This is a genomic window from Robbsia sp. KACC 23696, assembly GCF_039852015.1.
In the GTDB taxonomy this organism is placed as follows: domain Bacteria; phylum Pseudomonadota; class Gammaproteobacteria; order Burkholderiales; family Burkholderiaceae; genus Robbsia.
This window is the reverse complement of the sequence record NZ_CP156627.1, coordinates 833,352-852,444: the sequence shown is the minus strand read 5'-3', so window position 1 is coordinate 852,444 and position 19,093 is coordinate 833,352. Positions and strand designations below refer to the sequence as shown.

The following is a 19,093-nucleotide window of genomic DNA, read 5'->3' as shown; positions in this document are numbered from 1 at the left end:
AAACCGATCTATTTATCGCGGGCCGTTCAGGCGGGCGGCGATCTGCTCGCGATCGGACGCGCGTATCGGGTGATAGACGACCATTTGAAGATCCGGTCGCCCCTCGACGGCGAAGGCGGAGTATTCGAGCGGTATCTCACCCAATTCAGGATGGCGAAGACGCTTGATACCATCGCTTTGCGTTTGGACATCCTGCGCTGCCCACATGACGGCAAACTCGGGGCTTGCATGACAGAGTTCCTCGACCAGCGGCATCACGTCCGCGAGCGCGCCGGCGCGAATCGCATCCAACCTGAACAGTGCGACCACATCGCGCGCCATGGCGTCCCAGTCGTGCAACAGGGCCCGCGCGAGAGGGTCGCAAAAGATCATGCGCAGGACGTTACGATTCTCGGCCGGGACCGCCCCGTAATCGGTGAACACCAAGGCAGCGGCCCGATTCCATGCAACCACGTCCCACGTCGCCGTTCGAACGACGGCGGGGCTGCACGGCAGCGCATCGAGAAGGCGTTGCAGGCGGCTTGTGATGGGATCCCCGCCGCGATAGCCGGCAAGCGCCGGTGGCCGCCCCAGACCCAGCATGAATACATGCTCGCGTTCCACCGGGGACAAAGCGAGCGCCGTCGCGACGCGATCCAACACACCGGCCGACGGTTTTCCGCCGCGGCCCTGTTCCAACAAGGTGTACCACGCCACGCTGATATTGGCGCGTTGCGCGACCTCCTCGCGGCGTAAGCCAAGCGTCCTGCGTCGCCCCGCCGCAAAACCCAATGTCAAGGGATCGAGCCTGGACCGCCTATTTTTAAGATAGTCTCCGAGACGATTGCCGCCATGGGGTGAGTCGGGATGTGTCATCGCAATCTACTAGTCCGTATACCAGGATAACGTCACTACTTTAACGGGACGAATTCGCATCATACAGTGCTCTTCCGGATCATTTCTACGCTCAATGGAGGCACACGATGCGCGACACAGGCATGTCACTGGATGGGAAACGGGTCGTCGTTATTGGCGGCACGTCGGGGATCGGTTTCGCGGTTGCCGAATTGGCATCGACGCAAGGCGCGACGGTGGTCGTCGCATCCAGCGCCCAGGCCAATGTTACCGCCGCTGTCGGTCGGCTCGCCGGCGCAACGGGCGATACGATCGATCTGCGTCGTGAAGGGAGCGTGGCGGCATTTTTCGACAGGATAGGCCCATTCGATCACCTGGCGATTACCGCCGGCGACTGGAACGGGGCCGCGTTTTTCGCGCCGACGCGCGACCTCGATCTCGCACTGACGCGCGAACTGCTGGAGGTGCGTTTCTGGGGCGTCCTGGCTGCCGTAAAGTACGCAGCGCCTCACATCGCGCCCACCGGCTCCATTACGCTGACAAGCGGCATGCTTGTGCACCGTCCCAGAATGCACGCCCCGATGCCGACGGTGGTTGGCGGCGCGATCGAGCATATGGCCCGCGGCATCGCCATGGATCTGATGCCGATCAGAGTCAACGCGGTATGCCCGGGCCTCGTCCTGACCGAGCCGGTAAAACAGATGCCGGAGGCGATGTTGCAGTCGATGGTCGATCCGTTGCCGATACCCCGCACCGCGTCCCCCGCCGAAGCCGCGAAAGCCTACGTCTATCTGATGCTCAACGCGTACGTGACCGGGCAGATTCTGCCCCTCGACGGCGGCGGCATGTTGATTTAGCACGACGCTTCAATCGCGAATCGCGTGCCGGCGGCTCAAAGATTGACGGCCTTCATGCTTGCCGAAGGGTAACGCGAACCGGAGGCCGCCCCTGCCGGGATACGGGCGCTCAGACTGTCTATCTCCTCCGCGGACAGCACCACGTCCAGCGCGCCGAGGTTTTCTTCAAGGCGCTGTGCCTTGCGGGTACCGGGGATGGCGACGACGTCCTCGCCTTGGGCCAATAGCCAGGCAAGCACGATTTGAGAGGGCGTGCAGCCCTTTGCCGTCGCCATCTCTTCGATCGGCGCCGCGAGCTTGCGGTTGTGCGCGAGATGTTCCCCTTGGAATCGAGGATGCGCGGCACGTCGTCCGTCGACGTCGGCAATGCCCTTGATGGCGCCCGTTAGCAACCCTCGGCCGAGCGGCGCGTAAGCAACAAAACCGATGCCGAGTTCTGTCGTGGTTTTACGGGTTTCCTCCGCTTCCGTACGATACAGAACGGAGTACTCGGTTTGCACCGCGGTAATCGGGTGCACCGCGTGCGCGCGCCGTACCGTCGCCGCATTCGCCTCGGATAAACCGAGGAAGCGAACTTTCCCCTGTTGGACCAGTTCGGCCATCGCGCCGACAGTCTCCTCGATCGGCACATTCGGATCGACGCGATGCTGATAGTACAGATCGATCACCTCAACGCCGAGCCGCTTCAAGCTGGCATCGCAGGCTTGGTGCACATACTCGGGCCGACCATTGACCCCATTGACGCCGCCTTCGACACGGAATTGACCGAACTTCGATGCCAGCACGACTTCGTTGCGGCGCGCTTTTATGGCACGACCGACGACCGATTCGTTATGCCCCCAGCCGTACATATCGGCGCTGTCGAGATGGTTGACGCCGAGGTCCAAGGCGCGATGAATCAGCGCCTCGGAGACGCCATCATCGGCATCGCCATAGACGCCGGAAAGGGACATGCAGCCCAGCCCTATCGCCGATACATTCAAGTCACTCTGCCCAAGCCTACGGTTGCGCATCGTCGTCTCCTTATCGAAATCATCGTATGGTTCGAAAAAGCATCGCCAACGTAACCGTCGCCGCACACGCCGACGGCCCGTACGAGCATGTACGGGCGCGTCGAAATTGGTCGTACGATGCACCGGAACCGGATCGATCTTACTACGCAACAGCCGGTTCTAGTCGGCGCGCGGTGGAGCGCCGGGCGTAAAGAAGTTGATCAGATTGCCGTCCGGATCGCGGAACAAAAGCGACCGATTCCCCCACGGCATCGTTTTAGGCGCCTGCACCAGGCACGGGGCGATGAAGTCCGCCAGCCTTTCGAACACGGCGTCGACATCGTCCACGCGAAATTCGAGAATCGCGGTCCGATTCTCGGCCGGCCGTGCGATCTCGCCGTCGAAAAACGCCAAGGTGCGCGTGCTGCCGATCGCCAGCGTGCAGGCCGCGGTTCGCAGCTCGCCGAAGTCATCGGACAGCATCGTGATCGGGATACCGGTAATACGCTCATAAAAGGGGACGATCCGCTGGAGATCGGCGGTGATGATGCGAACGGAGACGAGTTGCATAGACGGTTCCTGGTGAACGAGAGGGACAGCGACGTCGCCGGGAATCGTTATACTCCTAGCCTGCTGACAGCATGGTGTCAGCAGGCTGCAGTCATTTGCAATCAGGGGACAGTAGTGCGACGTGCGGACAGGCTGTTTCAGATCATCCAGATTTTGCGGCGATCGCAGCGCCCGGTGACGGCGCGCCAACTGGCCGCCGAGCTGGAAATCTCGCAGCGGTCGGTCTATCGGGATGTGGCCGATCTGATCGGGCAGCGCGTGCCGATCGTCGGCGAGGCGGGCATGGGCTATGTCCTGGAACGGCATTTCGATATGCCGCCGCTGATGCTGACCCCCGAGGAACTGGAAGCCGCCGTGCTCGGCGCACAGTGGGTCGCGCAACGGGGCGATGCCGCGCTGGCACGCGCCGCGCACGATCTCATCGCCAAAATCGCGGCGATCGTGCCGGCGCACCTGCAGTCTTTCATTACCGAGCCCAGCATGGGCGTACCGCCCCACTTGACGACAGCACCCGACGGGCTCGATATCGCGCTGACGCGAACCTGGATTCGTTCGGGACGCAAGCTTCGGCTGGTCTACCGAGATGAACAATCGCGCGAAACTGAACGGGTCGTGTGGCCGACGATTATCGGTTACGCCGATACCGTGCGGCTGCTCGCGGCCTGGTGCGAAATGCGCGAGGCCTTCCGGTTTTTCCGGACCGACCGCATCCTCGCCGCCGAATTTCTCGACGAAGCGTTTGACTGTCATCCCAGAACACTGCGGGCACGGTGGCAACGCGACGTGGATGCCAAGCGCGGCTTTCGACCCGGATAGCAACGTAGCGCATGCAATCGCGACAAGTTCTCTTTTTGAGAATACAATTCGTTTTATATTCTTTTTTTAAGACGACACAAAGTGTGGGCTTCCCGACGCTGCCTCTCGGCGCGGCATCGGCCCCACCTTGCGCCGAACGAGGGAGAGCGAATCATGAATGCGATTGCCGCGAAAACGACCGCTAGCGTACGATCGGCCGTGGATGCCGCGCTGATCATGGCCGTCGGCATGGGTTTCGGCCGCTTTGCCTTTACCGCCATCTACCCGCATATGGTGGGCGAAGGCATCCTCACGCTTCATGCCGCCAGCCTTGCCGCGTCCGCCAACTATGCCGGCTATTTGCTCGGTGCATTGCTCGGGGTGCGCGTCCACGCCCGCAGCGCGCATCGCGTCTGTCTATGGTCGATGCTCGGCACTGCAATTTGCTTAGCAGTGCTTTATTTTTTAGATGCCACGTATCTGATCGTGGCCATTCGCGGCCTCGCCGGCGCATTCAGCGCGCTTTCCATGGTCGCTGCGTCGCTCTGGCTGCTCCAACACCGTCAACAGATGCATCGTGCGCCGCTGCTGTATGCCGGAGTCGGCATCGGCATTGCGGTGTCGGCCGAACTTGTCGTGCTGGGCCTGCACGTCGGATTGGACAGCAAGGGCTTGTGGGTGCTGCTCGGCCTCGCCAGCGCAGTCGTCGGCCTGGCCGCGACCCCGGGCCTCGTCGCGAAAGGCTCGGCCACGATTGCCACATCGAGCAAGGCGTCGTCCGCGCGACAGGCTCCCCTTCGACCTTGGCCGCTCGTGCTCGTGTACGGCCTAGCGGGGCTCGGCTATATCGTCACGGCAACGTATTTGCCGTTATTGGTGAAAAGCAGCGTGCCCCATCTCGACGCGGCACATATCTGGGCGGTCTTCGGCCTGGGCGCCGCGCCATCGTGCTTTGTATGGCATCGTCTTCATGACCGCCTGGGTACACAACGTGCGTTGTCGATGAATCTCATTATTCAGGCGGCCGGCGTCGTTTTGCCGGTATTCGCCCCCTCGGCGAGCGGCTATCTCTTCAGTGCCTTGCTCGTTGGTGGAACGTTTACGGGAACCGTGACGATCGCGATGCCGGCTGCCCAACGTGTCGCACACCAGTTCCGCGGCAATCTGATGGCGATCATGACATTGGCGTACGGGCTGGGACAAATCGTCGGCCCCTTGGGAGCAAGCGCGCTTTACACGCAAAGCCACAGTTTCTCCAGTTCATTGCTTGCGGCAGGCGCCGCTTTGGTGCTCGCGGCGACGATAACCGCTTCGCGCGTTTGCGCTTAGGCGCGGTTCGCCCGATGCGTCGCGGACAGCACGGCATCCCCGATAACGCGCGCAGCGTTGGCAATGCCATCGTGGTCGAGGCTCGCATAACCCACGACGATCGCCGGGGGCATCGCGTGCTCATGGGAGAACGTGGCAAGCCCTTCGACATGCACGCCCCGCGCCAGCACCGTATCGACTGTTACACGCTCGTCGACGTGTTGCGGCAGCCATAGCACCACATGAAAACCCGCCTGCTCGCCCGTGACCGCGAGCGTTCCCGCCGACGTCGTGCGCAGTGCCGAGAGCAACGCGTCTCGCCGCTGCATATAGACGGCCCGCGATGCGCGCAAGTGTCTCGCGAAATCTCCGGCATCGATATAGTGTGTCAGCGCCACTTGCTCGATAAGGCTATTCGCGCGCCCCGTCACGGACCGCACCCTCGCAACGCGGTCGGTCAGTGCCGCGGGCAACACCATATAGCCGATCCGAAGCGAGGGAAACAGCGATTTGTTGAAGCTCCCGCAATGAATGACGCGATCGTCTCGATCGATTGCTTTCAAGGCCGGAAGCGGCGCGTGGCCATAGCTGAATTCGCTATCGTAGTCATCTTCGACGATCCACATATCGCGTCGTGTCGCCCACGCCAGCAATTGCGACCGTCGACTGACGGACATCGTGATGCCGAGCGGCGCCTGATGCGCCGGCGTCACGAAGGCAATGCCGGGCCGGCAGGCGCGATCGACCGCATCGACGCGAAAGCCTTCCGCATCCAATGGCACGAACACGAGATTCCGGGTCGTGTAACGCAACAGCGGCGCCATCGTCTTATACCCGGGATCCTCGATATAGACCGGCATCTCGCCATGACACAAGGCCTTGGAAATCAGGTCTATCGCGTGACGAATCCCCGTCGTCACGATGATCTGCGACGGATCGCAGAGGATGCCGCGCGTCATTCCGAGATAGCGTGAAATGGCGAGCCGCAGTGGCGCATGACCCTTGGCATCGTCCTCCGCCAGCATCGCCGGTGTCGCCTCTTTTACCGCGCGATTCAAATGTCGATGCCAGACGCGCAGCGTAAACAAGCGGGTATCGACGAGTCTCGCATTGGCCGGTAATGGATTTGCCGGATGGGCATCGGATCGGCCGGAAGTCGAAGGATGCGATGTGTCATTCCGCGACGCCGCCAGCATCGTCGGCGCGGCAGGCGCCCGCTTTTTGTCGGCCGACGTCCTCGCCCGCGCAGCGAGATCGGCGATCACTTCCGTGCCGCGCCCGACTTGACTCGCTACATAGCCTTCGAGCGACAGCTGCGCGAACGCGATTTCCACGATACCGCGTGACACGCCCCAACGCGCCGCCAGCGCTCTCGTCGACGGCAAGGGATCGCCCCGCCGCACACTGCCCCGAGCAATCAGATCGCATACGCTGCGATACACCCATGCCTGCTTCGTTTCCCCTGGCATGCGAGCTTCGAGCGGTAAATCGAGTACGGCGCTGACGCGGGGACGGCGCATAAATGGCCCAATCGATGACGCGATATATGGATCTATCTATTGTACCAATATCGATTTAATCTGAGCTCCTCATTCGATAAGCATCAGGCGACCATGTCGATCGACAAACACACCTTGCACCGCCCTGTCGGAATCTTCGACGCCGGCATCGGCAGTTATGCGATCGTGCGTCTGGTGCAGCAGCACTATCCCCAGCAAGACGTCCTATACCTCGCCGACCGCGCGAGCTTTCCGTATGGAGCAAAGGACAAAGACGCCCTTTTCGACGTCACGTCGGCGGCGATCTCTCGGCTGCGAACGATGGGCGCGGAAGCGATCATCGTCGCCTCGAATGCGCCGTCGATCACCGTTCTGGACGCCATCCGAAAAACAGTGGCAGGGCCGCTTCTGGGCGTCTATCCACCGGTGGCACGCGCCATCGCCATTTCAAAAAGCAAATCGGTCGGATTACTGGGTGTGCAATCGCTGGTGGACAGCGCTGAGTTGCGGCAATACGTCCTGACGCAGAGCGCGGACAACGGGCGCGTGACGGCATTCAACGCATCGCCGCTCGTCGCCTTGGTGGAGGCCGGCGACTTTATAAAAAATCGCGCGCTGACGCAGGAAACGATTCGACGTTTTCTCGCGCCGATTATGACGGCCAATGACGCCATCGACGTCTTTATGCTGTCGTCCACCCATCTGCCCTGGTTAAGGCCGCTGCTCGAAGCGGTGGCGCCGCGATGCGTGTTCCTGGATCCGGCGGAAGAAGTGGTCGCGCGCCTCGCACCGCACGTCACCGAAGGGAGCGGCACCGTATCGGCAATCGTTACTGCCAGCAGCGCTTATCCGTTTCACGAATTCGAAGCGATGTTGCACAAACTCGATATTCCGTTGAAAACGGAATGGGTTGAATAGCCAGATGTGTCGTGTCGTCCAATGGCGAAGAAAACGACAGCGACGCCGATACCACAGCGACTTTTCTTGACAGGCGCATTTGCGTCGTTGAAAGTTACTTTAATGCTCTCAATTGCCATTCCTGCGTTCCACTCTCTTACTTTCCCTTTTCTCTGACGCCCTATTTCCGGGATACATCCCACTCGCGCGCGCAAGTGGATCCGTTCCGTCGTCGTTTGAGGGGTTTATAAAACCCGGCCTGTTTTTGTGCCGAACCCCGTAGTGAAGACTATTACTTTAGTCGGAAGGAACGAATGATGAATAAGCGCTGCATTAATACGATGTTTGTGCTTCTCTCGGTTAGCGCATCGGCAGCTTATGCGGATGGGCCAGCCGACAGTTACGATCACAGCGCGACCGCCGTCGCCCGGACGCTGTCACCCAATGAATATCTCGTCAATGCCGATGGTGCGCAGGAAGATCCCGACCATCGGATGAGCGACGTGGCACGCGCCTATCGGAATGGCATGATCGCGGGCCGGAAGGAGGCTGCTGCGAAGCAACAAGCCGCCGGCATGCCGCCACTGCCGCCCGATATGCAAAGCGTCACCGTCACGCCGCCGCTCGTCAGCCACCGCTATGTCTACGCGGAACACCCGACGGACCAGGCCGCGCCGGAAGTCGCCCAATATCAAGAACCGCCGCAGCCGCAACGCGTCGCACCGCCGCCGGTGCAATACGTCCAGCAGCAAAACGTCTATGCGCCGCCGCAGCGATACGTGCAGCAGCCGGAATATGAGGAAGTCGAGGCCTACTCGCCGCCGCCGCCTCCGCCGCCGGTATATGTGCAGCAGCCCGAGCCGCGCTATATCGTCGTCCAGCGCCCACGCCGTATGTGGGGTCCGCCGCCTGGCTATTGGCAGCAAAGCTATTATGCGCCCCAGCCGATGGGCCGCCCTTACGCCTACCAGCCTTACTGATAGGCCAGGCTCAGCGTGATCGACCAGACGCTGAGCCTTTCGATCTCTCTCCCCGCCTCCCCTCGCCCCCCCGTCGTACCCCTCCCCCGCATGGCCAGCCCGCCAAGGCTTCATTGACAGAGCCGACTGTATAAATATACAGTCTATTGATTTGGACCTTGCTTCTCCGTGTGGCGAGTGGCTTCGGAGCGCACTCCGCCCTGCACACGCGCAAGTCTCACCCCACATCGAAATCTGCTGTCGGCAGCGTTTCTGTCATTACCAAAGGCTATTGCATGTCCACTCCCCGAAAACGCCTTTGCGATCTTTTCGCGTACATCGAGGAGACCGCCCGCGTGGTCGAACCGCGAGGGTTTTCTCTGGACAAAGTCGGCGCGCCGCGTCTCCACGCCGCCCAGCTCCGCATGCTGCCCGGCGTGTCATTGGATATCCAGGACGTGGGTGACCCCGTCTGGTTGCGCGTCGAGCGGCTGGAAGAAACCGCCCCGCCGCCCGTGTCCGGCGATGCGGCAAAGCTGATCGTCGTGGCAGGCGATCCATCGGCTGTCGCGCCGTATATCGACGAAAGCGCCTTTGCGACGCTCGTACAAACGCAGGACGAAGCGGTGCGGGCGACGTTCGCGCAGGAACACCGCCTTTTGACCGAGCAGACGCTCTGGCAATACCTGCCTGTCTGGCATGAATGGGCCGCACTTGAAATCCCGCGTCGAAACACAATGACGCTTTACACGGACCTCTTCGCCTTACGGCACCAGTTGCGTTCCGAGCAGACGGCGAACCCGATCGAATTCGTCTGCGGGATCGGCATCGCGACCTGGCGCTTGACGTACGAAGGCGAGGCGTTCGACTACACCTATCCGCTTCTCACCCAGGCCTTGGACGTCGAGCTCGACGCCGACAGCATGGCCATGCTGGTGCGCCCGCGCACCACGCCGGTGGTCGCCGAGATCGCGCCGCTGGTGGCGTGCGGCGTGCCGGGTGCGGCCGACTGTGAAGTGGCGATACGCGAGATGCTGCGCCAGCCCGATGCGCCGGCGATCAGTCCTTTCGACGTGAGCAGCTTCGAGGGCGTGCTGAAGCTCGCCGCGCGGGCCTTGGATAGCCGCGGCAGCTATGACGCGGCATCCGAGACCGACGCGGTGATACCGCCTCCCGACACGCACCTCGTCGTGACCGACCGATGGACGGCATTTACCCGCCCGAAGTCCAATAGCTTGCTTCTGGCCGATCTGGCGAACATTCGCGCGCAGCTCGAATCCGGCATCGAGATCCCGGATGGCCCGTTGTCGCTCGTCACCGAGCCGTCCGACACGCCGATCGCATTCGAACCGGTGACGTTTCGCGGCATCTCGGGGCGCAGCGGCGGCCTCGGCGGCGGGGGCGCGACGCGGGAACTGTACTTTCCGATGCCGTATAACCAGGAGCAGATGACCATTGCGCAGCGCCTGGAAACCTCGCCGGGCGTCGCCGTGCAAGGACCGCCGGGTACCGGCAAATCGCACACCGTCGCCAACCTGATCTGCGATGCGCTGGCACGCGGCAAGCGCGTGCTCGTCACGTCAAAGGGCGAGCCGGCACTGGAAGTACTGCAGGCCAAGATCCCCGAGGCAGTACGGCCCTTGACGGTCGCCCTTCTGTCGGGCGACCGCGAGGGTATACGACAATTCCAAGGATCGATCGAAGCGATTCGCCATAAGGTGTCGCAGCTCAACCCGATCCTCGCGCAAGCCGAGATCGACCGTCTGCATGCTGCCATCGACCGAACGCACTCGGACCTGATCACCATCGACCGACGCGTCGACGAGATCGCCGAAAAGCACCTGGAGCACGTCGAGATCGATGGGGCGTCATACCGCTCCGAACAACTCGCCGAATGGGTCATCAAAGGCGACACGATGTTTGCGTGGTTCGACGACGCACTGTCGCTGGCGCCCGAACACGCCTTTCCGCTGAGCGCGGAGGAGGCGCTGCACCTGACGTTAACGCGCAAACGTCTTGGCGCGCGCCTCGCCTATCTGTGGAAGACCTGGCCCAGCGCGGACACGCTGCCCACGGCGGACGCGATCGCGCAGTTACATACGATCCTCGCGCAGAATGCTTCGACGCAAGATGCGCTGAACAGCGGAACGATCTGGACCTTCCGTAGCGACGATGCGGCCACCGTCGCGCAGGCGCGCGCGCTTCGCGACCTGATCGACGCCGCGACCCACGATGTCGCCCTGTTCGACGACGCGGAACACGCCTGGTTCGCGCCGCTGCGCAAGCGCGCGGCGGACCCCGCCTACAAGGCCGAGTTTGCCGCCTTGCTGGGGCTGTTTCCGGACGCGGAGAAACTGATTGCGGCACGCGCCTCCTTCCTGGAGCGCCCCGTCGATATCCCGGATGCGGCCCTCGCCAGCAGCAAAGCGCGCGAGGCCATCGCCCGCGGCGCCCAAAGCGGCAAGCCTTTCGGCATGATCAGCTTTGGCGCCGGCGAGGCGAAGGAACTCCTCGCCAAGATCCACATTTCCAGCAAGCCGCCGGCAGGAGCCGCCGATTGGGCGCACGTCCAGGCATTCGCCGATCTCCATGGTCAGATCCAGTCGTTCGCGCGGCGCTGGAATCCGATCGCGCAAGCGCTCGACGTCCCGGAAGTCACGGTCGACATCGGCGCGCTACGCAAGCTCGAAGTCACCGTGCAAGCGGTCCGAAAGGTACTCGACTACTGGCAACGATACGATGTGCCGCTGCCCGCCTTGGCGAAGGCCGTGTTTGTAAATGCAGCGCCATTCCCGCTGCTCGCCGCCGCGCCCGAGTACACGCAGATCCGTAGGCATCTCACCGCCAATCTAAGCCTGATCGATTCCGCGCGCGCGCGTAGCGACCTCGCGGCGTTGAAGGCGCAGCTCGCCGCGTTCGCCTCCCCTGTCGTCGATCAGTTGCGTGCCTTGGTCGACACGCTCGGCCAGCCCGACACGACCGGCCCCGCATTGACACGCGCCTATGAAGCGCACCTGTCGACGCTTCGCGATGTACAACAACACGTCGATTCCTTGGACTTCGTCGATCGAAGTCAGGCGCGGATCGCGAAGGCCGGCGGCGTCAATCTGGCCTATCGCATCGCCACCGCCCCGGTCGCCGAGAACGGCGAGGACGCGGTGTTGCCGCATGACTGGCGCGAGGCATGGAACTGGGCGCGGGTTCGCGCGCACCTTCAGGGGATCGATGCGCGTGACGAGCTGCTGAGCCTGAACGCGCGACGCAGCGAGCTGGAAAGCGGACTGGCACGCATGTATGGCGACGTCGTGGCCGAGGCGGCATGGCTCGCGACCTATCGCAACGCCAGCCCGAAGGTGCTTCAGGCGCTGGCGAGCTATGCGGAAGCCATCCGCCGTATCGGTCAAGGCACCGGCCCGAATGCGAACCGCTATCGACGCGACGCACAGGCGGCGATGGTCGATGCAGCGGCCGCCGTGCCGTGCTGGATCATGTCGCACGCGAAGATATCCGAGTCGATGCCGGCCGACCTCGGGGCGTTCGATCTCGTCATCGTCGATGAGGCGTCGCAAAGCAATCTGTGGGCGCTGCCAGCAATTGTCAGAGCGAAAAAGATATTGGTCGTCGGCGACGACAAGCAGGTCTCGCCCGATGGCGGCTTTATATCGAGTGCCCGGATCGATGAACTGCGCCAGCGCTTCTTGAACGATCAGCCGTATGGATCGAGCATGACCCCGGAGAAATCGCTCTACGACCTGGCCGCGCGTGTTTTCGCGAGCAGTCAGGTGATGCTGCGCGAGCACTTCCGCTGCGTGCCGCCGATCATCGCCTATTCGAATCAGTTCTACGATGGCGCCATCCAGCCATTGCGTCTGCCGCGCGCAAGCGAACGGCTCGACCCGCCCTTGGTCGATATCTTCGTGCCGGACGGCGCGCGTAACCGTCGCGGCTGCAATCCGCTGGAAGCAGTAGCGATTGCCGATGAAATCGCGGCGCTGCTGGGCGACGAGCGGTATAACGGTCGCTCCATCGGCGTGGTGACCTTGCTGGGTATCGAGCAGGCCAAGCTGATCGATACCGTCGTACGTGCGCGCTTCTCGCCCCAGGCGCTGCTCGAACGTCAGTTCGAATGCGGCGAGGCCAGCGCCTTCCAGGGCAGCGAACGCGACATCGTCTTCTTGTCGATGGTCGCCGATCGGAATAACAAGCATCCCTTGTCGGGGCTTCGCTTCGAACAGCGCTTCAACGTGGCGGCCAGTCGCGCCCGCGACCGAATGTATCTGGTGCGCTCGGTCGAAGAAGCGGATCTGTCGCCGAAGGATTTGCGGGCGACGCTGCTGCAGCATTTCGCGCAGCCCGAGGTGCCACAGGAAGTCGATCAGAACGGTTTGATCGCACTGTGTGAATCCGGCTTCGAGCGCGAAGTCTTCTCGATGCTGGTGCGCGCGGGATACCGTGTCATTCCGCAGGTAAAGAGCGGTGCCTATCGTCTCGACATGGTGGTCGAAGGCGCGAACGATGCGCGGCTGGCGATCGAATGCGATGGCGACGCTTTCCACGGTCCGGACAAGTGGGCCGCGGACATGACCCGTCAACGTACGCTGGAGCGGGCCGGGTGGACGTTCTGGCGCTGTTTCGCCTCGACCTGGATTCTCGACAAGGAGGCTATTTTCGCCGAGCTGCTGGCCCGTCTGGACAGCATGGGCATTGCCCCGCTCGGCGCGCTCGCCGTATTGCCGCATATCGTCGAGCACCGGGTATGGCGCGCCGCGAGTGTCGAGGTCGGCTTTGGCGTGCCGGCCAGCGAAGCGCCCGAGGAAACGCTGATCTGACGCGTGTTAAAGCGGGGCGCGAGGCGGCGCCCCGTTACACGCCCTCACTGTCTTCCTGTCCGCCCGTGCGATGTTCGTAGACGAAGGCATCGCCACGCGACGTCTGAATGATCTTGCCATTCTCCAGGCGCACCACTTTGTCGGCGACATCGAAGTAGCGATCGTCGTGCGAGACCACGATCAGCGTCTTGCCCTGCCGTTTCAATTCGGGCAAAAACGCCCGGTAAAAGAAGCGTCGGAAGGTCGGATCCTGGTCGGCGGCCCATTCGTCGAACATCATGATGGGCCGCTGCTCCAGCATCGCATGGACCAACGCCAACCGTTTGCGCTGACCGGTGGAGAGGTCCGTGGTGGAGAAGGCGCCATCGGTGATATCAACCTTGTGCGCGATCTCCAACTGCTTCAGATAATCGTTCGCTGATGCCAACAGGGCGGGATCGGGCGCGATCAGGTCATCGAACAGGTGATAATCGGCAAAGACCGCCGAAAACAACTGTCTATACGCATCCAGATCCGATGGCGATACCGGATGTCCCCCAAGGCACAGCGTGCCTTCCGCCGGCGAATACAGGCCGAGCAACAGCTTGATCAAGGTCGTCTTGCCGCAACCGTTTTCGCCGATGATGAACACCGTCTCGCCCTGCTCGACGGTCAGATCGATCGGCCCGAGCGAGAACGGCGTCACATCGGATGTCTGGGGAAAGCGATAGGTCGCGCCGCGCAATGCCAGCGTACCGGGCGCCATGGCCGGGCCCGGCGCCGGCTGGACCAGCAGATCGCGTTCGACATTCGCGAATTCCGCCGACAACTCGGCGATCCGCTGGAACGATACGCGCGCTTGCACCAGCCCCGGCAAGGCGCCGGCAATCTGCTCCACCGGCCCGCGCACGTAAAGCAGGACGATCACGAAGCCGCTGACCACGCGCGCGTCGAGGCCAAGACGATGTTGCAACAGAATGATCAATCCGATGATCAGAAAAAACAGCGTGGACCCGGCTGCATTGGTCGTGTAAAACAATCGCATTGCCCGCGTTTTAAGGGTCGCGATCTGGTCTGCCGCGGCGGACAGCTGCACGTCGAACACGCGCACCCGACGCTCCCGATTGATTCGCAGTTCCTTCGCGCCTTGCGTGATCGCACGATATTGCTTCTGCAACTCGTCCTGCGCGCCCCGCACGCCGCGATACTGCTTATCCCACTGCCACGACGCATACTGATTGATCAAGGCGCCGACGACGATCGCCACCAAGGCCAGCAAAAACAGCATCGGCGACAACACGATCATATAGACCAGTGACCCGATCGTGATGGCAAGCGCCACCGCCACGCTGGGGAAACTGAAGCTGAATGCACTGACGGTGTCGACGTCGCTGTTCAACGTCGACAGCATACGGTGAATCTTATATCGCTCGATGGCCGCGATGGGCGCGCACACGATCCGCGACGAGATGTCCTTGCGCAACATCGCCACGACCTTCTGTCCGATCATGCTGTTGACGGTGCCGGCCACCGCATTGCCCACCAATGTCAGCGCGCACAGTGCCAGGAAAGTAACAAGCAGGCGCGTCGAGATCCCACCCTCCGCATGCAAGCCGTCATTGATCGTGGCCAGCAACCAGGCGGTGCTCAATCCGCCTATCGCGCCGAGCGCCGTCGCGATAAACGTGATCGGCCAAAATGGCTTTAGCAAGCGATACAGTTCCTGTCCCACCTGGACACGATTGCCATCCGATGACTGAAAACCCATAAACCTCACCTGTTCGGGATTCTTACATTACTTGATTGCCGCGGTCCCACGGCTCATCTGACGAAACTCAGTGGCTCGCCGGTTTCCGGATGCGGCATCACGCCCATCGATACGCCATAAATCGCCTGCAGCGATGCCGGCGTGATAATGGCGCTCGGCGTGCCATGCGACACCAGGCGCCCGCCACGCAAGGCGACCAACTCGTCGCAATAGCGTGCAGCCATATTGACATCGTGCAAGACGACCACGACGGCCAGGCCTCTGTCGACGGCCAGTTTCCGCACCAGCGACAACACTTCGACTTGATGCGCGACATCCAATGCCGAGATCGGCTCGTCGAGCAGCAAACATTCCGCATCTTGCGCGATCAGCATTGCCAGCCAGACGCGTTGTCGCTCGCCACCGGAGAGGATCTCGACCAATTGGTCGGCCAGATGGATCACGTCGGTCGCCACCATCGCATCGTCGATTCGCGCTTTTTCGCCCGGGTCGAGCCGACCCAGGGGACCATGCCACGGATATCGACCGAAGGCGACCAGTTCACGCACCGTCAAGCCGGGCGCCGACGGCGGCTGCTGCGGCAGATAGGCCAATTTCCGCGCAAACTCGCGGATCGGCCAGTCATGCAATGGGCGTCCCCGAAAATGGATGCGCCCACGCGCGAACGTGATCTGACGCGCCAGGATCTTGATCAGCGTCGATTTTCCGGAGCCGTTGTGCCCGATCAAGCCGGTCACGCGGCGCGCGTACAAGGTCAGCGAGATATCGTCGAGAAGCGTTCGCCCGGGAATCGCATAGCCGACCTGCTCGACCCGGAACACCCCCTCGCGATCCGCCTGGGACGCCTCGTCGATCGGAACCTGTGCCGGGATCGTCATTTTTTCTGCTTCCACATCAATGCCAAGAAAAAGGGGCCGCCTATGAGCATCGACAAGAGGCCGGCGGGAACCTGGTTGGGAAAGAGCAGGTTCCGTCCGAGCCAATCCGCGATCGACATCAAGACCGCCCCCATCATGGCGGCGCCGATCGCTTGCGACAGAACGCGGCGAAAGCCCATCATCCGTGCCAGATGCGGCCCGAGCAATCCCACGAAGGAAACCGGTCCGACGATAAGCGTCGCCGCGCCAGTCGCCGCCGCGGCCAACACCAGCACCACCGTTCGATACTTCCGCAAATCCACGCCGACCGATTGCGCGGACGCGTCGCCGAGCGACATGATCTCGAGCGGAAGCGCGATAAAGGGGACGGCGACCAACACCACGACGGCGCACAGCGATGCGACCATGGCAGCCGGTGCGGCGATACGGTAGGTCGACCCCGACATCCAGGCCTGCAGCTGCGCGACACGCGGATCGCCGCTGGCAATCAACAGCGCGACAAGGCTGCCGAGAACCGTCGTGATGGCAACGCCGGTGATCACCAATCGATCCGGCGAATAGCGCGATCGCCGGCTCAGCGAGAACATGATCAGCAGGACCAGCAAGGCACCGACGCTTGCCGCGGTCGCCTGCGTCCCCTGCGACGCTTCCGGAGAAACGAACATCAGGAAAACCAGGGCCAGCAAGGCACCGGAGGAGATGCCCAGCACCTCGGGGCTCGCCATGGCGTTGCCGGTCACGCGCTGCATGACGACGCCGGCGACCGACAACATCGCGCCGGCGGACATGGCGCCGACGATGCGCGGCATCCGCAGCGGCAGCAGCATTTGAACGTGCTGCCATGTGCCCCAGGTCCAGCCGGCCAGCTCTCGATTGAACGCAGCCGACAACACGGCACAGCCCGCCAGCAGCACGATGCCTCCGATCAAGCGCCAGCCCGCGGACAGGGTGGGCTGACGCTTTACCGACACCGGCAAGCTCGGTGCCGCCGTCGGCGCGCCTTCCTTCAACTTGCCCATCATCCAGATCAGCAGCGGTGCCCCGCCCAGTGCCGTCACCACGCCGACCGGCAATTCCGTGCCGCCGCGGCCCAATAGCTGCACGCAGCCATCGGCGAACCAGAGCAGGCAGGCGCCGATCAACGCGCTCCAGATCAGTCGTTGCGCCAACGCGCGCGCGCCCGTGCGCTGCGCCAACCAGGGAGCGATCAAGCCGATGAAACCGATCAACCCCACCTCGCTCACCACCACCGCCGTCAGCGCCGAGGCAATCAGCATCGCGAGGGCCCGGATCAACGCTGGCCGCTGCCCCAGGCTGCGTGCGCTTTCGTCGCCCAGATCGAGCACCGCCAGTGGCCGGGTGAGCAAGGCGGTCAGCAAGGCGCCCGCGACCAGTCCGATCGTGAGGTGCGTCGAGACGGTCCAGCCATACTGATAGAGATTGCCGGTTTGCCATAACACCACCGGCATCAGATCTTCGCCGAAAAACAGCGTCAGCACCGAGCCGATCGCCCCCGCCGTCAGCGTCACCAACAAGCCGCTGAGAATGATGCCGATCGACGAAAACCCGCGATGCCAGGAAATCGCCGCCACGAAAAGCAGCGTCAGCATCGCCCCGACGAATGCCACCCCTTCCCGCCCAAGACTGAGAAGCGCGGGGCAGAAAAGCGAGACGAGCGTCAAAGACAGCGTCGCCCCGGCGGACACACCGAGTGTCGTCGGCTCGGCCAAAGGATTGCGGAGGACATGCTGCAGCAGGGCGCCCGCCAAGCCCAGCGATGCGCCGGCCAGCAGGCTCGCCGCGGCGCGGGGCAGAAACGCATACCGGGCAATCAGCAACGGCAGGTCCGCCGAATGCGTATCGGTCAGCAGCGCGCCCCACTGCATGACAGGCACATAGCGGGCGAGGCAGACGGCAAAAATGCACGCCGCGAACAACGCAAGCGCCCCGGTAAAATAGCCGGGGCGCATCGACGCGCGCATCGGACGGCGGCTCGCTTCGGTCGTCGTCATTGCGGTCCCCTTGCGCGTATCGCCGCGTCGAAGTTTTCCGCAAACTGCAAGGCGGTCGGCAATGCGCCGATCGGATCGAACTGCGCGATCGGATAGACTCTGCCCGCGCGCACCATCGGCAGATTCCGCCATACGGGACTTTGCGCGAGCGCCGCCATCGCCGACTGGGTCTGCACGCCGTCATCGATATAACAGATATCGGCCTCCGGAAACTTGCTCAACTGGTCGAGCCCGACCAGGGACGTGCCGTAGGGATTGCCGCTTCCGATAGCGACATTCTCGAATCCGAGCTGCCGCATGACGTCGAAGGTGACGCAATGCTTTCCATATAACAGGACACTCCCCGCGCCGAAGCCGAACTGCGCGATAAAGATCGGGCGCTTTGCGTACGCGACGAGACGCTGCCGTATCGCGGCGATCTTTTGTTGCAGATCCTGCCAGTAAAGCGCCGCGGCGTCCTCCCGACCGAGCGCGCGTGCGAGTCGGAACGTTTCCGAGCGCGCGACCTCGACGAAATCCCCCTGTCCGCCCTCGGTAAAAATATTGAGGACGAATACCGGGGCGATCCGCGCCAGCGTTTCCCAATTGTTCAGGCTCATCGCCTCCATGACGGTCAGTTGCACGCCGAGGGAAAGCATGACTTCCAGGTTGGGCTCGACGCTGTAACCGACGTTCGCTATGCCGTCCGGCAAGGGCGGATAGCCTTTCATCGCCGCGTAGACATCGGGCGCGGCAACGGCAACGGGCCGTATGCCGAGCGCCAGCAAGGTTTCCGTCGCCGCGCGATCGACTGCCGCGATACGCGTCACGTCGGCCTTGATCATCAAGGCCCGGGCGGACGGCGCGACCGATGCCCATAACAAGGACACAAGAAATGCTCGTCTTGGGGTCATGCAGCCGGTCCACGTGCGTGCCG

Annotated in this window: 14 protein-coding genes; 6 read left to right on the top strand and 8 right to left on the bottom strand. The window is 62.7% G+C overall.

Translation table 11 applies throughout. From position 1 onward, the window contains the following. Positions 1 to 12 precede the first annotated feature (12 nt). Positions 13 to 855: a helix-turn-helix transcriptional regulator gene (locus tag ABEG21_RS18360; RefSeq protein WP_347556860.1), complete on the bottom strand. Its 843-nt coding sequence runs from the start codon at positions 853 to 855 to the stop codon at positions 13 to 15. A 107-nt stretch (positions 856 to 962) separates the two neighbouring features. On the opposite strand from ABEG21_RS18360, the gene ABEG21_RS18355 reads away from it, so the two are divergent. After that, complete coding sequence (locus ABEG21_RS18355) at positions 963 to 1,691, top strand: SDR family oxidoreductase (protein WP_347556859.1); 729 nt, start codon at positions 963 to 965, stop codon at positions 1,689 to 1,691. Between the two features lie 35 nt (positions 1,692 to 1,726). Here the strand turns inward: ABEG21_RS18355 and ABEG21_RS18350 are convergent, their stop codons facing one another. Both ABEG21_RS18350 and ABEG21_RS18345 read right to left on the bottom strand, forming a co-directional pair. Next, complete coding sequence (locus tag ABEG21_RS18350; RefSeq protein ID WP_347556858.1) at positions 1,727 to 2,704, bottom strand: aldo/keto reductase; 978 nt, start codon at positions 2,702 to 2,704, stop codon at positions 1,727 to 1,729. A gap of 159 nt (positions 2,705 to 2,863) precedes the next feature. Continuing rightward, on the bottom strand, positions 2,864 to 3,253 hold the full coding sequence (locus ABEG21_RS18345) for a VOC family protein (RefSeq protein ID WP_347556857.1): 390 nt from the start codon (positions 3,251 to 3,253) through the stop codon (positions 2,864 to 2,866). 12 nt (positions 3,254 to 3,265) lie between these two features. On the opposite strand from ABEG21_RS18345, the gene ABEG21_RS18340 reads away from it, so the two are divergent. Together ABEG21_RS18340 and ABEG21_RS18335 are read left to right on the top strand one after the other, a co-directional pair. Further along, the gene (locus ABEG21_RS18340) at positions 3,266 to 4,069 is read left to right on the top strand and encodes a YafY family protein (protein ID WP_347558081.1); all 804 of its coding nucleotides are present in this window, start codon (positions 3,266 to 3,268) and stop codon (positions 4,067 to 4,069) included. Between the two features lie 153 nt (positions 4,070 to 4,222). After that, positions 4,223 to 5,377: a YbfB/YjiJ family MFS transporter gene (locus ABEG21_RS18335; RefSeq protein WP_347556856.1), complete on the top strand. Its 1,155-nt coding sequence runs from the start codon at positions 4,223 to 4,225 to the stop codon at positions 5,375 to 5,377. On the opposite strand, the gene ABEG21_RS18330 is transcribed toward ABEG21_RS18335, so the two are convergent. Then, a complete protein-coding gene (locus ABEG21_RS18330; RefSeq protein ID WP_347556855.1) occupies positions 5,374 to 6,825 on the bottom strand; it encodes a PLP-dependent aminotransferase family protein in 1,452 nt (483 codons plus the stop codon). The genes ABEG21_RS18335 and ABEG21_RS18330 overlap by 4 nt on opposite strands. Before the next feature lie 144 nt (positions 6,826 to 6,969). Here ABEG21_RS18330 and ABEG21_RS18325 point away from each other — a divergent pair, with 144 nt between their 5' ends. The 3 genes from ABEG21_RS18325 (at position 6,970) to ABEG21_RS18315 (ending at position 13,540) form a co-directional block, all read left to right on the top strand. Next, the gene (locus tag ABEG21_RS18325; RefSeq protein ID WP_347556854.1) at positions 6,970 to 7,773 is read left to right on the top strand and encodes an aspartate/glutamate racemase family protein; all 804 of its coding nucleotides are present in this window, start codon (positions 6,970 to 6,972) and stop codon (positions 7,771 to 7,773) included. A 320-nt stretch (positions 7,774 to 8,093) separates the two neighbouring features. Beyond that, positions 8,094 to 8,732, top strand: coding sequence for a hypothetical protein (locus tag ABEG21_RS18320; protein WP_347556853.1), 639 nt, complete (start codon positions 8,094 to 8,096; stop codon positions 8,730 to 8,732). A gap of 275 nt (positions 8,733 to 9,007) precedes the next feature. Further along, positions 9,008 to 13,540: an AAA domain-containing protein gene (locus tag ABEG21_RS18315; RefSeq protein WP_347556852.1), complete on the top strand. Its 4,533-nt coding sequence runs from the start codon at positions 9,008 to 9,010 to the stop codon at positions 13,538 to 13,540. Between the two features lie 34 nt (positions 13,541 to 13,574). Here ABEG21_RS18315 and ABEG21_RS18310 read toward each other — a convergent pair whose 3' ends face one another. Genes ABEG21_RS18310 through ABEG21_RS18295 form a run of 4 tightly spaced genes read right to left on the bottom strand, consistent with a single transcriptional unit; the run spans position 13,575 to position 19,046 of the window. Next, on the bottom strand, positions 13,575 to 15,287 hold the full coding sequence (locus ABEG21_RS18310) for a cyclic peptide export ABC transporter (RefSeq protein WP_347556851.1): 1,713 nt from the start codon (positions 15,285 to 15,287) through the stop codon (positions 13,575 to 13,577). Positions 15,288 to 15,340: 53 nt separating this feature from the next. Beyond that, positions 15,341 to 16,165, bottom strand: a complete 825-nt coding sequence (locus ABEG21_RS18305) for an ATP-binding cassette domain-containing protein (RefSeq protein WP_347556850.1) — start codon at positions 16,163 to 16,165, stop codon at positions 15,341 to 15,343. Next, positions 16,162 to 18,177 (bottom strand): Fe(3+)-hydroxamate ABC transporter permease FhuB, encoded by a 2,016-nt coding sequence (fhuB, locus tag ABEG21_RS18300; protein WP_347556849.1) that lies wholly within the window; start codon positions 18,175 to 18,177, stop codon positions 16,162 to 16,164. The genes ABEG21_RS18305 and fhuB overlap by 4 nt, the downstream gene beginning before the upstream one ends. Further along, positions 18,174 to 19,046 (bottom strand): ABC transporter substrate-binding protein, encoded by an 873-nt coding sequence (locus ABEG21_RS18295; RefSeq protein ID WP_347556848.1) that lies wholly within the window; start codon positions 19,044 to 19,046, stop codon positions 18,174 to 18,176. Before ABEG21_RS18295 ends, fhuB begins: the two co-directional genes overlap by 4 nt. Between the last annotated feature and the right edge of the window lie 47 nt (positions 19,047 to 19,093).